Origin of the sequence: uncultured Xanthomonas sp. (assembly GCF_964278005.1) — a bacterium.
GTDB classification, from domain to species: Bacteria; Pseudomonadota; Gammaproteobacteria; order Xanthomonadales; family Xanthomonadaceae; genus Xanthomonas_A; species Xanthomonas_A sontii.
On the sequence record NZ_CAXYKF010000023.1, the window covers coordinates 872,398 to 888,156 of the forward strand.

The window sequence follows — 15,759 nt, forward strand, 5'->3', positions numbered from 1 at the left end:
GTGAGCAGCATTCTTGTGGGAGGGACTTCAGTCCCGACGCGTTCAGTGGCAGGCGTCGGGGCTGAAGCCCCTCCCACAACGGGGATGCGCCGCTTGGACGGTCAAGCGATCTGCTCTGCAACGACGCGTGGTGTTGGTGCCACGCACCAACGCAGTCGCGTCTTGTTGTGTCGCAGGAGCGGCTTCAGCCGCGCCCATCGTGGCGCCATGCGTCGCGGCTGAAGCCGCTCCTGCGCGTACGCTCCAGGGCGATTGGAGGTGCCCTGCATTCCCGCTGCTCTGGCGTTCATGCGTCGGGGCTGAAGCCCCTCCCACAGCAGCCGCTCCTGCGACATGCGATCACGGCCCTCAACCTCTCAGGGGGGGCAGCAATCCTGCGAATCCCGAATCCCCCCGAATCTCGAATCCCGAATCCCGAATCCCCAATCCCCAATCCCCGCCCCTCAATCATCCACCCGCTCGCCCATCAGCTCGCGCTGGCGCTTGTCCAGTTCCTCGGCGTAGCGCTTGCGCACGAAGCTTTCGCTGAGCACGCCCAGGACCTTGCCCTGGTCGTCGACCACCGCCAGCTCGTCGCTCTGGGTCAGGTCGAACTGACGCATGGCGGTGACCACGTCGGTGTCGGCGGGCAGGGCCACGTCGCGGTTGCCGGCGTAGTCGACGATGGCTGCGTCGGCGTTGACGCCGTCGGCGTAGGCGGCGGCCAGGGTGACCAGACCGGCGTAGTGACCGTTCTCGTCTTCCAGCACCACGCGGGTGCCCGAGCCGAGTGGGAAGCGGCGGCGGAACTCGGCCACGCTGGTGGTGGCGGCCAGCGGATGCACGTCCTTCTGCATCATCCGCCCGGCGCTGAGGTGCTTGACCCAGCCGACGTCGCGCGCGCTCTTGATGGTCTCGCCGCGCAGGTGCAGGCGCCAGGTCGAGAACGAGTAGCCGAAGATCTGGCGGACGATGGTGTTGGCGACCAGCACCGCCACCATCACCGCGCTGGCCAGCACGAAATCGTGGGTGCCTTCCAGTACCAGCATCGCCATCGTCATCGGCGCGCCGATCACCGCGGCGGCCATCGCCGCCATGCCGGCCAGCGACGCGGCGGTGCCGTCGACCAGGGCCATGCCGCTGCCGAGATTCAGCACGCCGGCGAACAGCCCGCCGACCAGCGAACCCATGAACAGCGAGGCGAAGAACAGGCCGCCGCGGAAGCCGAAGCCCAGCGAGATCGCCGAGCCCAGGCACTTGAGCAGCAGCAGGATGCCCAGCCAGCGCAGCGAGGTCGGGCTGGTCAGGTCCAGGTGCAGCGCGCCGTGTCCGGAGGACAGCACCTGCGGGGTGATCAACGCCAGCGGGATCAGCAGCAGGCCGCCGGCAACCGGGCGTGCCCAGCGCGGCAGCGGGCTGCGGTTGATCGCCTGTTCGATCGCGCCGATCAGGCGCATCACCGCCACCGCCAGCAGTGCGCAGAGCACGCCGAGCAGCGCGTACAGCACGTAGTCGCGCGCCTCCAGTGCCGAGGCCGCCGAGGCCGGCAGCAGGTACGGCTGCACCCCGGCCAGCTGCGACACGAACACCGCGCCCAGCGAGGCCACCGCCACCGGTGCCAGCGCCGACGGCGAGTACGCGCCGATCACGATCTCGAACGCATAGAACGCGCCGGCCAGCGGCGCGCCGAAGGCCGCGGCGATGGCCGCGCCGGCACCGGCGCCGACCAGGGTGCGGATGTCGGCGCGGCGCAGGCGCAGCACCCGGCCCAGGTGCGAGCCGCTGCCGGCGCCCATCTGCGTGTACGCCGCCTCCAGGCCGACCGAGGCACCGACGCCGTTGGAGAACAGGGTCTGCACGGAGACGATCAGGTTGTCGCGCATCGACATGCGCCCGCCGTACAGCGCGTTGGCTTCGACGGCGTCGACCAGTTGCCGCTTGCGCGCGCGCGCGGCCATGCCCAGCAGGCCGACCAGCAGCCCGCCCAGCGGCAGCACCAGCAACTGGTGCACGCTCAGTTCGGACATGGCGCTGAGCCGCTCGTCGGCCTCCAGGCCGTACAGCAGAGCCTGCGCGCCGTGTGCCAGGCTGCTCTGCAACAGGGTCAGCAGGCCGGCGATCACGCCGACCAGCAGGGCCAGGGCGATGAACCAGACATCGCTTGCGCGCAGGCGCCGGCGCAGCGCGTCGGCGAGGCTGTGCGAGGCGTCGGCCAGTCCCGGCCGCGGACGCAGGTTCACGGCGCGTGATCCTATTTGATGCGACGGACCTTGGCGCGGGTGTTGTAGTTGTCGATCTGCAAGTACCACACGCCCATGATGCCGGGGGTGATCTTCACCTTGGGCGCGGTGCGGTGCACGCTGGGCAGGCTCGCCGCCTCGGTCTGCTCCCATTCCTGACCGTTGGCCAGCACGTACTTGCGGCCTTTGGCGAAGCCGGAGAACTCGCCCACCAGGGTGCTCTCGATCGGCTCGGCGCTGCCGAAGTCGAAGAAGCCGCGGTTCTTGGTGATCACCTCGCGGCGGCCCTCTTCCTTGGCCTTCTCCAGCGCCACCGCGGTTTCCTTGGCGACCTTGCCCTGCAGCCAGTCGTTCAGCGCAGCCAGCTCCTGCGGCGACAGCTTGTCCAGCCCGGCCGCCTTGAACTCCTGCGGCGACATCTGCGTCTGCAGATCGCCGGAGACGGTGCGCTGGGCGAGCGCCGGGGCGGCGGACACGGCGAGCGCCGCGCACAGGACCAGGGGAGCGAGACGCGCAAGGGACATGGCGGGGATCCGGGCAGTGGGATGCGCCGTAGTGTAGTCGCATGCACGCGGCGCCGGCACTGCGCCTGGCGCCGGTGGCGGCCGCTCGGTCCACGCCGGGTTCGGCCGCGGCTGCGACGCGCCGATGTGGCGCGACGGCGCTTGCCCCCGCGATCGACCCTTTCGTCCCTCGCCGGTCCCGCTCGTCCCACAGGCCACGCCCGGGTGCATGGCCATGGGTACACTTGCCCACGATGAACGCGCCATCTCCCCCCCCGGCGGCCAGTGCCCACGCCGCCAACGGCACGGCATTCACCCGGAACGTCCTGATCGTGGTGTGGACGGCGTTCTGGCTGCTCATGATCGGCGTGTCCGTGCAGGAGGGCCTGCGCAATCCGCTCACTCACTGGTGGGAACAGGTGCTGTGGGAGGGAAGTTCCGCGCTGGTCGCGACCGGCTGGATGTGGCTCGCCTTCCGGGTACGCGGCCGTTATGCGGTTCACCTGGACAAGCCGCTGCTCTGGTTCGGCAGCTACCTGCGCTGGTTGCCGGTGGTTGCCGTCACCTTCGTCGCCGCGGTGTATGCGATCCGGCACGGGGTCTACACCGCACTGGACCTGACCTATGGGCACCCGAGCTGGCGCTACCTTTTCGTGTATGAGACGACCAAGCTGAGCGTCTTCGTGGGCCTGTGGTTGGGGATTCTGTTCGGGCTCGAGTCCTACGACCAGTGGCAGCTGCAGCGCAATCGCCTGCTGCATACGCAGAAGGCGCTGGCCGAGGCGCAGCTGGCGCGCCTCCAGGGGCAGCTGCGGCCGCATTTCCTGTTCAACGCGCTCAATACCGTCTCGTCGGTGATGCATATCGACGTGGCACGGGCCGATCGGCTGCTGGCGGCACTGGGCGATTTGCTGCGCACCAGCCTCGGGACCATCGAGAGCGAGATGACACCGCTGTCCGCGGAACTGCGTACGCTGGAGCTGTATGCGGAGCTCATGCGTGAGCGGTTCCGGGATCGGGTGACGTTGACCTGGCAGGTGGATCCCGCGCTGCTGCACGCCAGCATTCCGGCACTCCTGCTGCAGCCCTTGCTCGAGAATGCCTTCAAGCATGCCGTCGAGCCGACCTTGGCACGCATCGACATCGCGGTCAGTGCGCGGGCGGAAGGCGGTTCGCTGTACATCGAGGTGCACAACTCCGGCTCCCTGCTGCCGATGCAGGAGGGGCATGGCGGAGTGGGATTGCGCAACTGCCGGGAGCGTCTGCGCATCCTCTACGGCCATGCGGCATCCTTGATCGTCCGCAACGAGGGCGATGGCGTGGCCGCACGCGTCTCGATCCCGCTGGCGGAGATCGCGCGATGATCCGCGTCCTGATCGCCGACGACGAAGCACCGGCCCGCGAAAAGCTCGAGCGCTGGTTAGCGGAGCAACCCGGCATCGCCGTGGTCGGATCGGCCGAGGACGGCTTGTCAGCGGCGCTGTGCATCAAGCAGCTGCGCCCGCACGTGGCCTTTCTCGACATCCAGATGCCCACGCTCTCGGGACTGCAGGTGGCGGCGCAGCTCGAGCCGTCGAGCGCGCCGCTGATCGTGTTCGTGACCGCCTTCGACGTGCATGCCGTGAAGGCATTCGACCTCAATGCGATCGACTACCTGCTCAAGCCGTACGACCGTGACCGGCTCGCGCATACCGTGCAGCGCGTGCGCGAGCGGCTGAACGCGCACGCGTCCGGGGCCGCCGCGGTGGCGATGGGACGCGCGCGCAGTCCGAGATGCGAGCGCCTGCTGGTGCCCGACGGCGAGCGGCTGCAGCTGATCGATGCGGCATCGATAGAATGGCTGGAAGCGGACGGCAACTACGTGCATGTGCATACCGCCGCGCGCAGCTACCTGATGCGCCGGACGCTGCAGGATCTGCTGGCGCAGCTGGGCGAACAGTACTTCGTCCGCATCCATCGGTCGGCCGCGGCGAACCTCGCCTGCATCGTGTCGCTCACGCCGCTGTTCAAGGGCGACTACGAACTCCATCTCCGCAACGGCCGCACCCTGCGGCTCAGCCGGCGCTATCGCGACGCCCTGTTCGCCCGCATGGGCTGGTAGCGTCCGTCTCGCCCCGGCGGGCCTCCGTCCGCCCCAAAGCCGCTGCTGTCCAGCTGCCGTTGGCTCAGGCTCCCGGGTATCGCCGAGACAGGGGACTCCATCCATGCTTGCCACCACCCACCCGCAGGAACGCTACGAGTTCCTGGACTGGTTGCGCGTCATCGCCATTTTCGTGCTCTTCTTCTTCCATACCGGGATGATCTTCGTCGGCTGGGGCTGGCATGTCGTCAACAGCCAGACCATCCCGTCGCTGCAGTGGCCGATGGATATCGCCCACCGTTTGCGCATGCCGTTGTTGTTCGTCATCGCCGGGGCCGGCATGTGGTTCGCGCTGCAGCGGCGCAGTGCAGCGGCGTTCCTGCAAGAACGGACGAAGAAACTGCTCCTGCCGCTGATCGTCGGCATGTTCGTGGTCGTCCCGCCGCAGATCTACTGCGAACGGCTGCTGCATGGGCAATGGCATGGAGGCTATCTGGATTTCTACCTGACCCGCGTTCTGCAGTTGCATTTCTACCCGGCTGGGGACTTTAGCTGGCACCACCTGTGGTTCATCCTGTACCTCTACGCCTACGTCCTGCTGCTGCTCCCCGTCATGCTGTGGTGGAAGCGATCGGCAAAACCCATCGCGCCAGGGACCTGGCTCTTTTTGCTCGGGATTCCTCTCGGCATCAACGAAGCCCTGCTGAAACTGCGCTTCCCGGAGGCGCACAATCTCGTCAGCGACTGGTACATCTTCAACCACTACCTGCTGCTGACGGCCTACGGATACGTCATGGCATCCATGCCCTGTGTCTGGCAGTGGCTCGCCGATGTCCGCAGGTGGTCGCTCGCCGTGGGTCTGGCGACATTCTTCCTGCTGATCTGGGCGCTCACCACGGGCGTCATCCAGCACGGCTCGCTGATCGACAGCATCGGCGCAAATCTCTTCACCTGGCTATGGCAGATGGTGTTTCTCGGCTACGGGTACCGCTATCTGTCCCGTACAAACAGCGTGCTTGCCTGGGCGAAGGACGCAAGCTATCCCTTCTACATCCTGCACCAGACGATCATTGTCATGATCGGCTACTACGTCGTCCAATGCGCGTGGGCGCCATGGATCAAATACATCGTCATCCTGCTGCTTAGCATGGCTGCATGCCTTGTGCTTTACGAAGGATGCCTGCGCAGGGTTGCAGGACTGCGACTTGCTTTCGGGATGAGGGAGGCGCTTGCGCGCGCATGACCACGCACGGCGTGGCGGGCGCCGCTGGCGGTGGGGCCGCGGCAGCTCAGTCGTCGGCGGCCGCGGCGGTGGCCGGCGTGCGCGGCGGTCGCCGGTACACGAAGTCCGGCGCCGGCGCGGCGGCTTCGCGCTGCGCCAGCGCCTGCAGCGCCGCGTGCGCCGGGGCGCGTTCGCACACCGGGTCCAGGGTCGCGGCGTCGCCGCTCAGCGCCAGCGCCTGGCAGCGGCAGCCGCCCCAGTCGATCTCGCGCTTGGGACAGCCCTGGCACACCTCGGGCATCCAGGCGCTGCCGCGGAAGCGCACGAAGGCCTCGCCGTCTTCCCAGATCGCCGCCAGCGGGCGCGTGCGCAGGTTCTCGAAGCGCATGTCCGGCAGGGTTTCGGCGGCGTGGCAGGGCAACACGTCGCCGCGCGGGGAGATGTTGACGAAGCGCTGCCCCCAGCCGCCCATGCAGGCCTTGGGCCGGTGCGCGTAGTAGTCGGGGGTGACGAAGTCGATGTGCAGGCGGTCCTGCAGGCGCAGCCGGGCGGCATCCACCGCGGCCACGGTCGCATCGATCTGCGCGCGGCTGGGCATCAGCGCGGCGCGATTGCGCAGGCCCCAGCCGTAGTATTGGGTGTGCGCCACTTCCAGGCGTTCGGCACCGAGCTCCAGCGCCAGGTCGATCATCGCCGGCACGCGTTCGGCGTTGTGGCGGTGGATCACCGCGTTGATCGTCAGCGGCAGGTCGAGCGCGCGCACCGCCGCGGCGAAGGCGCGCTTCTTGGCCAGGCTGTCGCGGTAGCCGGCGATGCGGTCGGCGCCGGCGGCGTCGGCGTCCTGGATGCTCAACTGCACGTGTTCCAACCCGGCCGCGGCCAGGTCCGCCAGCATCGGCGCGCCACCGGCCACGCCGGAGGTGATCAGGTTGCTGTACAGGCCCAGTGCGCGTGCATGCGCGACCAGCTCGGGCAGGTCCTTGCGCAGCATCGGCTCGCCGCCGGAGAAATGCGCCTGCAGTACGCCCATCGCCGCGGCCTGGTCCAGCGCCGAGCGCCAGCCGGCGGTGTCCAGTTCCTCGCGCAGGCCGGCCAGTTCGATCGGGTTGGAGCAATACGGGCAGGCCAGCGGGCAGCGGTGGGTCAGCTCCAGCAGGATCGACAGCGGCGGCGGCACCGGCGTGTTCATGCGCGCAGCAGCCGCTTGGCGTGCAACTGCTGCGCCAGCTCGCGCACGTCGCGTTCGACCTCGGCCGGGTCGGCCTCGAATTCGGCGGCCAGTTCCGTGGCGATCGTCGCCAGGCTGCGGACGCCGTCGCAGCGCGAGACGATGGCGTGGGCGATGGCGTCCAGTTCGATCACCCGCTCCGGCGCCAGCAGCACCCATTGGTCGCGCGCGCGGTCGTGCTGCAGGCGGACGCCGGCGGCGAGCCGCGGCTGGCTGCTGGCGTCCAGCGCGCTCATGCCGCAGCCTGCGCAGTGTCCGGGACGAACGCGTCCGGCCAGGCCACGCCCGGTTGCACGTAGGCGAAGTGCAGCGCATCCAGTTGCGACCACAGCACCCCGCACTTGAAGCGCAGCGCGTCCTGCACCAACTGCTGCTTCTCCACGGTGTCGGCGTGGCGTTTGACGTAGTCGAGGGCGAAGTCCGAATCGCGCGGCGCTTCGTGCAGGCGATGCTCGAAATACGCCAGCGCCTCGCGCGAGACGAAGTCGTAGTGCTGCAGCATGCCGGCCACGCGGTGGCCGATGATGCCGGGCGCGAACAATTCGGTCAGCGACGAGGCGATGGCCTCCAGCAGGCTCTTCTCGCGCACGAAGTGCAGGTAGGCCTGCACCGCGAAGCGGGTGCCGGGCAGCAGGCCGCGCCCGGACTGCACCAGGTCACGATCCAGTCCCAGCGCGTCGGTCAGGTGCAGCCAACGGGCGATGCCCCCTTCGCCATCGGCGCTGCCGTCGTGGTCGACGATGCGCTGGCGCCAAATCCGGCGCAGCGCCGGGTCGTCCATCCGCGCCAGGATCGCCGCGTCCTTGAGCGGGATGCAGCGTTGGTACTCGTAGCGGTTCAGTGCCCAGGCCTGGACCTGGCCGCGGTTCAGGCGGCCGCTGTGCAGCAGGGCGTGGAAGGGATGCTGGTCGTGGTACAGCCGCGCACCGATCCCGCGCAGCGCGGTTTCCAGTTGTTCCGGGCTCAGCAGTGCGCTCACGGGGTCGGTCTCGCAGGCGATGGGGCGGCAGGGGTCAAAGTGCGATCTCCATGCCGTCGTGGGCCACGTCCCAGCCGTGCGCGGCGACGGTGGCGCGCTCGGCGGAGCCGGTATCGAGGATGGGGTTGGTGGTGTTGATGTGGATGAAGACCTTGCGTGCCACGCCCAGGTCGGCGAAGGCGCGCAGGGTGCCGGCCTCGCCGTCGATGCTCATGTGGCCCATGCGCTGGCCGGTCTTGGCGCTGATGCCCAACTGCACCAGTTCGTCGTCGCGCCACAGGGTGCCGTCGAAGAACACCAGTTCGGCGCCGCGCAGGCGCTCGCGCAGGGCGTCGGTCAGCGCCGCGCAGCCGGGAATGTAGTGCAGGCGGTGCGTCCCGTCGTCGATGGTCAGGCCCAGCGTCTCCTCGGCCGAGCCGGCCAGGTCGCCGCTGTGGCGGGATTCCATGAACAGCGGCACCTTGCCCGGCACCGCGAATGGTGTGACTTGCAGGCCGAGCAGCGACAGCGGTGTGTCCAGGGCGAACGGATGGCGGTGCACGTAAGCCGGGTGCAGCGCGTCGAATACCGGGTTCTGCGCCAGCAGGTCGAGCACGCGGCTGCTCGCGTACAGGTCGAAGCGCTGGCTCTCGCGCATCGACAGCAGCCCGGCGATATGGTCGATCTCGCCGCTGGTCAGCAGCACCGCCTCGATCGGCGAATGGCGCTGGTCGCGCTGCGGCCATAGTGCGGGGGTGGCCAGCACCTGCTGGCGGAAATCGGGTGAGGCGTTGATCAGCAGCCAGCGCTGGCCATCGACGCTGACCGCGATGCTGGCCTGGGTACGGCGTTGGGCACCCGGGTGTTGCTGCCACGCGCGTTGGCTCGCAGGCGTGTGGCAGTTCCACTGCGGATGCCCTCCGCCTGCCGCCGATCCCAAAACGATGAGGTGCATCCGGTCTCCATTTTTAGCGCCTGGCCGGTCGCGCTTCGGTCGCGGGAAGGGAGGAGTGCGCGGGTCAGAGCTCGCCGGAGGCGTAGCAGTTGATTTCCGCGCCGACGCAGATTTCGCGGATCACAGGCTTTTTCCACTTCTTCATGTGCGTTCCTCTTCGAATCGGTCTAGGGACGACGGCAGCGGCGCATGCAGACAGCAGCGGGTCGCCGTCGCGTTCGAGCATAGGCGCGGGGATTGGGGCGGTTGTAAAATTCCGGTAAAACCGCTGCAAGTCGCAACCGGATCACAGTGACGCGGCGGTGCGTATCCGCGGGGCGCCCCCCGCGCGCGGCCGGCGCAATTGTGAGAACGCGCACAAGCGCGTTAGTGTAGGCGGCACCGTTTCGTCGACTGCGTCCGTCCTTGAACCACTCCGTCCACTCCGGCCTGGAGGCGTTGCTGCAGCGCCCGTCGGCCGCGACCCTGGCGCCCGCCCTGCGCGCGGCGCTGCTGCAGGCCTGGCAGGCACAGGCCGAGCCGCTGCCGCGGCTGCCGTGGCCGGTGCTGGCCGACACCCTGGACGCGCTGGCGCTGCTGTCCGCCGACGAGGCCTCGCTGCTGGCGGCGTTGCTGTTCGACCTGCCGGCCTTGCGCGCGCAGTTGCCGCAGCTGCCGGTGGCGCCACCGGCGCGGGCGCAGGCGGTGGTCGGGTTGTTGGAGGCGCAGGACGCCGCCGACCCGGTGTGGGCGCTGCATGCCGGGCGCGAGGCCGGGCGCAACAGCGAAGGCCTGCGCCGGCTGCTGCTGTCGATCGTGCAGGACCTGCGGGTGGTGCCGATCCTGCTGGCGCGGCAACTGGCGCAGATGCGCGTGGCCGACAAGGCGCCGGAGGCGCAGCGCCGCGCGCTGGCGCAGCTGACCCGCGACATCCACGCGCCGCTGGCCAACCGCCTGGGCATCTGGCAGCTGAAATGGGAGCTGGAGGACCTGGCGTTCCGGCACCTGGAGCCGGACACCTACCGGCGCATCGCCCGCGAGGTCGACGAGAGCCGGGTGGCGCGCGAGCGCTACATCGAGGCGGTCAAGAAGATCCTGTCCAAGGCGCTGGCCGAGCAGGGCCTGCGCGCGGAGATCAGCGGGCGGCCCAAGCACATCTACAGCATCTGGCGGAAGATGCAGAAGAAGCGCCTGGCCTTCGACCAGCTGTACGACCTGCGCGCGGTGCGGGTGATGGTCGACGACGTCGCCGCCTGCTATGCGGCGCTGGGCGTGGTGCACGCGCTGTGGGCGCCGGTGCCCAGCGAGTTCGACGACTACATCGCCCGGCCCAAGGCCAACGACTACCGCTCGCTGCACACCGCCGTGGTCGGCCCGGAAGGGCGCACGATCGAGGTGCAGATCCGCACCCACGACATGCATGCGCAGGCCGAGCTGGGCGTTGCCGCGCACTGGAAGTACAAGGAAGGCGGCAAGGGTGCGGAAAAGGCCTTCGACCGCAAGATCACCTGGATGCGCCAGCTGCTGGAACAGTCGCAGGACGGCGAGCAAGGCGGCTTGGCCGGGGCTCTGGACGCCGAGCTGGTCGAGGACCGGGTCTATGCCTTGACCCCGATGGGCGAGGTGATCGACCTGCCGCAGGGCGCCACCCCGCTGGATTTCGCCTACCACGTGCACACGATGGTCGGGCACCGCTGCCGCGGCGCCAAGGTCAACAACCGCATCGTGCCGCTGACCCACAAGCTGCGCAGCGGTGACCGTGTCGAGATCCTCACCGGCAAGGAGGCCGAGCCGCGCCGCGACTGGCTGCTGCCGGCCAATGGCTACCTGGCCAGCGGGCGTTCGCGCGACAAGGTGCGCGCCTGGTTCCACAAGCTGGACCGCGCGCGCAACGTGCAGGCCGGCAAGGAGCTGCTGGAGCGTGAGCTCAAGCGCCTGGGGCTGCAGCACGCCGACCTGTTGCCGGCGGCGAAGAAGTTCCATGCCGACGGCGTGGAGGAACTGTACATCCAGGTGGCGCTGGGCGACGTCGGCCCCAGCCAGGTCGGGCGCGCCCTGCACGAGGCCGAGCGCGCCGCGGCGCAGCCGCCCGCGCCGGCCATGCCACGGCCCACCGCCCGCCGCACCGGCCTGGGCAAGTCCAAGTTCACCGTGCAGGGCGTCGGCAATCTGCTGGTGCAACTGGCGCGCTGCTGCCAGCCGGTGGCCGGCGAGCCGATCGCCGGCTACCTGACCCGCACCCGCGGCGTCACCGTGCACCGCAGCGACTGCGCCGCGTTCGCGCGGCTGGCCGCCAGCCATCCGCAGCGGGTGCTGCCGGTGGAGTGGGGCCAGGCCGGCGGTGGCTACGAGGTCGACGTGCTGGTGCGCGCGGTGGACCGGCGCTGGCTGCTCAAGGACATCACCAACCTGATCGCCCAGGAAGAGGCGCACGTGCTGGAGATCAACAGCGAGAACGTGCGCGACAGCGGCCTGGCGCAACTGCGGCTGCGGCTGAAGGTCGGCGATTACGGGCAGCTGTCCACCTTGCTCGGCAAGCTCGACGCGCTGCCGGGCGTGCACGAGGCGCGGCGGCTGGGCTGAGGGGCGGCGGCATGCCGGCCGGGAGGCCTGCCAGCGGGTGGGCCACCTACCGTGCGCGCGGCCGGCGCGACGCACAGCTGTTCGTCATCGGGGCAACGCTAAGCTTGTGCGGTGAGCATGCCGCCGGATCAGGTCAGGGACGAACCCACGCGCAGACAGCGGCCGGTGCCGCTGTGGCGCGATCGGCGCGTCTGGCGCTGGGCGCTGGCCGTGCTGCTGGTGCTGGGAATGACCGTGGTGGTGTTCCGCCGCCCGCTGGCCGACCTGATCTGGCCGGAGACGCGCATCCAGCAATTGCTCGACCAGGGCCATGCGGCGCTGCGTGCGGGCCGGCTCAGCGCCGCCGACGGCAGCGGCGCGCGCGAGCGCTTCGAGGCCGCGCTGGCGCTGGATAGCGACCGCATGCAGGCGCGCGTCGGACTGGCCGCGACCGGGCGCGCGGCCCTGGGGCAGGCGCGCGCGGCGTTGGCCGCCGGCCGCTTTCCGCAGGCGCGCGAGGCGCTGGCGCTGGCGCGCGCGCTGCAGGTGCCGCGCGCCGATGCCGATCGCATCGAGACGGCATTGCGCGCGCGCGAGGCCGCGCACGCCGGCATCGATCAACTGCTGCAACGGGCGGCGCAGGCGCGCCACGACGGGCATCTGGACGACGGCCCGGACGCGGCCCTGCCGCTGTACCAGCGCGTCCTGGAGTACGCGCCGGAACGCACCGCGGCGCTGGAAGGCCGCGAGGATGCGCTGTCGGAACTGCTGCAGCACGCACGCAGCGACCTGGCGCGCGGCGACCTGGCCGCCGCCGCGGCGCTGGTGGAGCGCGCGCGCGGCTACGACCCCGGCCATGTCGACCTGCCCGAGACCCAGGCGGAACTGAACCGGGCGCTGGAGCGCCTGCAGCGCGAGGCCGAGCAGGCCCTGCGCCGGCAGCGCCTGGACGCGGCGGCACACGCGTTTGCGCAGTGGCACGCGGCGGTGCCGGACGCAGCCGGCGCCAGCGACGGCCTGGAGCGGGTGGCGGCAGCCTATGCGCTGCAGGCGAGCCGTGCCGCCGCCGATTTCCGGTTCGGCGAGGCCGAGCGCGCCTTGCGCAAGGGCCAGGCCCTGGCGCCGGATAGCCGCGCGCTGGCCGACGCGAAGCAGGCGCTGCAGCGCGCCCGGCAGAGCCAGGCCACGCCGCCCTCGCGGGTGTCGCCGGCCGAGCGCGAGCGCCGCCTGCAGCGTCTGCTGGCCGATCTGCAGTCCGCCGAGGCGCGTGGCGCCTGGCTGACCCCGCCTGGCGCCAGCGCCTACGACACCTTGCTGGCGGCGCAGACCCTGGCGCCGCGCGATGCGCGGGTGCGCGCGGCCGAGCAGCGTGTGCTGGCGGCGCTGCGACGCTGTTTCGACGACGCCATGCGCGGCAATCGGGTGCTGGCGGCGAGCGCCTGCTACGACGCCTGGCGCGCGCTGGCGCCGGGCGGCAATGGCCTGGCCACCGCGCGGCGACGCCTGGCGCAGCGCTGGCTGGCGGTCGGCGACGAGCGCCTGAGCGGCGGCGATGCCGCGTTCGCGCGGCAGGCGTTGCAGCGCGCCCGCGCGATCGATCCGGCGACCCCGGAGCTGGCCGCCTTCGAGCGCCGCTTGCGCAGCCTCAGTCCGGGGCGTTAGTGGGCGCAGTGAAGTGGGAGCTTCCCCAGGCTGATGGTGCGGCGCGTCGGGACTGAAGTCCCTCCCACAGGGGGTGTTGAGAGGTTCCGGCGATCGGTTGTATATCCGGGGCTGCGAGCGTCTTGGTTTGCAGTGCGCACGTGGGTGCGCGACAGCGCCTGCCGGGTGCCGGCCATAGCGGCGATGCTCGCAACACCATTGTGGGAGGGACTTCAGTCCCGACGCGATCGACGACGGTGCGCCATTACCGCTCAGGCCAGGAACGCCTCGCGCACCGTAGCGCGCGCGGCGTCCAGCGAGAAGTGGGTCTCGATGTTGCGCAGGCCGTTGTCGGCCAGCCGCTGCCACAGCGCCGGATCGGCGTAGAGCTGCGCGATGGCGTCGGCGAACGCGGCGGGGTCGTCGGCGATCAGCACGTCCTCGCCGTCGCGCAGATGCATGCCTTCCACCGCGCAGGCGGTGGCCACCACCGGTTGGCCATGGGCCATGCTGAGGTTGACCTTGCCCTTGACCCCCGCGCCGAAGCGCAGCGGCGCCACGGCGATGCGCATGCCGTCCATGTAGGCGGCGATGTCGGGCACGTGGCCGAGCAACTCGACGCCCGCGGTGGCCTCGCCGAGGCGGCGGATGTCCTCCGGCATGTCCGCGCCGATGCAGTGGAAGCGCACCTCCGGCAGGCGCAGGCGCACCGCCGGGAACACCTCCTGCAGGAACCAGCGCACCGCGTCCACGTTGGGCGCATGGCGGAAGCCGCCGACGAACACCAGGTCGCGGCGCTGCGCCCACGGCAGGCCGGGGCCGGCGACCTCGTGCAGGTTCGAGATCAGCGCCGTGCGCACCTGTGGCGCCTCGCGCTGCAACTGTTCGCGTTCGACTGCGCTGACCAGCACGGTCACGTCGACCTGCGCCATCACCTCCAGTTCGCGCGCGCGGGTGCGCTCGGCCTCGCGCAGCTGGCGCGCATCGCCGGCCAGTTCGGCGCCGCGGCGCTCGCGCAGGTAGTGCAGGTCCACGGTGTCGAACAGCCGCCGCGCCTGCGGCGCGAACCGGCGCAGCAGCGGCAGGCAGGCGTGGGCGACGTGGTGGCGCACCAGCAGCACGCTGTGGAAGCGCGCACCGTGCTGCTGCAGGAACCAGGTCAGGTTCTTCAGGTACGGCGCGTACCACACCTCCACGCCGAGCCGCTGCAGGGTCTCGCTGTGGCGGCTGGCATAGCTGCGCTCGCTGGGCACGAACACCACGTGTGCGCCTTCCTCCAGCAGCAGGCGGATCAGGTTGAGCTGGCGCAGCGAGGCGGAATCGCGGTCCGGCTGCGGCAGCGCTTCGTCCAGGATCAGCACCTGGCGCTGCCGGCGATGCAGCAGCGCCGGCACCGGCACCTCGCCTGGAGCGAGGTGTTGCGGCAATACCTCGGCCCACTTGGCGGCGAAGACCGCGCGGTTACGCACTTGGTAGGCCTTGATCCCGCTGCCGGTGTCGGTGCCGTTGCTGGTGCCCTCGTCGTGCACGACGCGGCTGGCCGGCTGCACCAGCGTGCGCAAGCCGGCGGCGCGCACCGCGAAGGCCAGGTCGGTGTCCTCGTAGTAGGCCGGCATGTAGCGCGTGTCGAAACCGCCCAGCGCCAGGAAGCGCGCGCGCTCGATCGTCAGCGCCGCGCCGCTGCCGTAATCGACGTCGCGCAGGTAGGCATAGCGCGGATCGTCGGGCGACTCGAAGCGGCCGTAGCTCCAGGCGCTGCCATCGGCGAAGACCACGCCGCCGGCATCCTGCAGGCGGCCGTCGGGATACAGCAGTTGCGCGCTGACCAGGCCGGCCTGCGGGTGCTGCGCGAACGTGTCCAGCAACGCGTCCAGCCAGCCCGGCTGCGGCACCGTGTCGTTGTTGAGGAACACCAGGTAGCGGCCCTGCGCGCGCGCGGCGCCGTCGTTGCAGGTGGCGATGAAGCCGCCGTTGCGCTCGCGCACGTGGTAGTGCAGGCCGACGATCTGCGGCAGCCACTGCGCCGTGTCGTCGCCGCTGCCGTCGTCGATCACCAGGATCTCGCAGGGCGCGGCCGGCGGATGCGCGGCGAGCGCGCGCAGGCAGGCGAGGGTATGCGCGACGTGGTTGTAGACCGGGATCACGATGCTGACCAGCGGCGCGGGACTGTTCGGCACCGCGAACGGCGCGAACGGCGCCGCGTCCACCGCGAACAGCGCGCGCTGCGGCGGCGGCAGCGGTTGCGCATGCACGCGCAGGCGCTCCCAGGTGCTGCGCCAGCCGCGCGTGCGCAGGCTGGTCAGGCCGCGCCGGACCAGGCCGGCCAGGCGGTTCAGGGCGTAGCGCGCATTCGCCCACGACGTCGACATCCGGTACCACTCCAACTTAAACGAAGAGGCCGTCGCGCCGCGC

General features: G+C 70.4%; 13 protein-coding genes. 5 read left to right on the forward strand and 8 right to left on the reverse strand.

The genetic code is table 11. The features are described 5' to 3' along the window. Positions 1-443: 443 nt before the first annotated feature. Both ACHWVH_RS18005 and ACHWVH_RS18010 read right to left on the reverse strand, forming a co-directional pair. The gene (locus ACHWVH_RS18005; RefSeq protein ID WP_150409796.1) at positions 444-2,219 is read right to left on the reverse strand and encodes a chloride channel protein; all 1,776 of its coding nucleotides are present in this window, start codon (positions 2,217-2,219) and stop codon (positions 444-446) included. An 11-nt stretch (positions 2,220-2,230) separates the two neighbouring features. Continuing rightward, positions 2,231-2,743, reverse strand: a complete 513-nt coding sequence (locus tag ACHWVH_RS18010) for a hypothetical protein (protein ID WP_394687675.1) — start codon at positions 2,741-2,743, stop codon at positions 2,231-2,233. 233 nt (positions 2,744-2,976) lie between these two features. Here ACHWVH_RS18010 and ACHWVH_RS18015 point away from each other — a divergent pair, with 233 nt between their 5' ends. From ACHWVH_RS18015 to ACHWVH_RS18025, 3 genes are all read left to right on the forward strand, one after another. Next, positions 2,977-4,086: a sensor histidine kinase gene (locus ACHWVH_RS18015; protein ID WP_394687676.1), complete on the forward strand. Its 1,110-nt coding sequence runs from the start codon at positions 2,977-2,979 to the stop codon at positions 4,084-4,086. Beyond that, a complete protein-coding gene (locus ACHWVH_RS18020; protein ID WP_394687677.1) occupies positions 4,083-4,823 on the forward strand; it encodes a LytR/AlgR family response regulator transcription factor in 741 nt (246 codons plus the stop codon). The genes ACHWVH_RS18015 and ACHWVH_RS18020 overlap by 4 nt, the downstream gene beginning before the upstream one ends. Positions 4,824-4,926: 103 nt before the next feature. Further along, complete coding sequence (locus ACHWVH_RS18025) at positions 4,927-6,045, forward strand: acyltransferase family protein (RefSeq protein ID WP_394687678.1); 1,119 nt, start codon at positions 4,927-4,929, stop codon at positions 6,043-6,045. A 46-nt stretch (positions 6,046-6,091) separates the two neighbouring features. Here the strand turns inward: ACHWVH_RS18025 and pqqE are convergent, their stop codons facing one another. The 5 genes from pqqE to pqqA form a co-directional block, all read right to left on the reverse strand. Then, positions 6,092-7,213 (reverse strand): pyrroloquinoline quinone biosynthesis protein PqqE, encoded by a 1,122-nt coding sequence (gene pqqE, locus ACHWVH_RS18030; protein WP_394687679.1) that lies wholly within the window; start codon positions 7,211-7,213, stop codon positions 6,092-6,094. After that, the gene (gene pqqD, locus ACHWVH_RS18035; protein WP_043091811.1) at positions 7,210-7,488 is read right to left on the reverse strand and encodes a pyrroloquinoline quinone biosynthesis peptide chaperone PqqD; all 279 of its coding nucleotides are present in this window, start codon (positions 7,486-7,488) and stop codon (positions 7,210-7,212) included. The genes pqqE and pqqD overlap by 4 nt, the downstream gene beginning before the upstream one ends. Continuing rightward, positions 7,485-8,231 carry a pyrroloquinoline-quinone synthase PqqC gene (pqqC, locus tag ACHWVH_RS18040; RefSeq protein WP_267127131.1) on the reverse strand — a complete coding sequence of 249 codons (747 nt, stop codon included), beginning with the start codon at positions 8,229-8,231 and terminating at the stop codon, positions 7,485-7,487. Before pqqC ends, pqqD begins: the two co-directional genes overlap by 4 nt. A 34-nt stretch (positions 8,232-8,265) precedes the next feature. Then, positions 8,266-9,165: a pyrroloquinoline quinone biosynthesis protein PqqB gene (gene pqqB / locus ACHWVH_RS18045; protein WP_394687680.1), complete on the reverse strand. Its 900-nt coding sequence runs from the start codon at positions 9,163-9,165 to the stop codon at positions 8,266-8,268. Positions 9,166-9,229: 64 nt separating this feature from the next. Continuing rightward, complete coding sequence (gene pqqA / locus ACHWVH_RS18050; RefSeq protein ID WP_394687681.1) at positions 9,230-9,391, reverse strand: pyrroloquinoline quinone precursor peptide PqqA; 162 nt, start codon at positions 9,389-9,391, stop codon at positions 9,230-9,232. 179 nt (positions 9,392-9,570) lie between these two features. Between pqqA and ACHWVH_RS18055 the strand changes: the two genes are divergently transcribed. Continuing rightward, a complete protein-coding gene (locus ACHWVH_RS18055; RefSeq protein ID WP_394687682.1) occupies positions 9,571-11,727 on the forward strand; it encodes a RelA/SpoT family protein in 2,157 nt (718 codons plus the stop codon). A gap of 117 nt (positions 11,728-11,844) precedes the next feature. Next, positions 11,845-13,368: a hypothetical protein gene (locus ACHWVH_RS18060; protein ID WP_394687704.1), complete on the forward strand. Its 1,524-nt coding sequence runs from the start codon at positions 11,845-11,847 to the stop codon at positions 13,366-13,368. Positions 13,369-13,619: 251 nt separating this feature from the next. Here ACHWVH_RS18060 and ACHWVH_RS18065 read toward each other — a convergent pair whose 3' ends face one another. Further along, positions 13,620-15,716, reverse strand: a complete 2,097-nt coding sequence (locus ACHWVH_RS18065) for a glycosyltransferase (RefSeq protein ID WP_394687683.1) — start codon at positions 15,714-15,716, stop codon at positions 13,620-13,622. Positions 15,717-15,759: the final 43 nt, after the last annotated feature.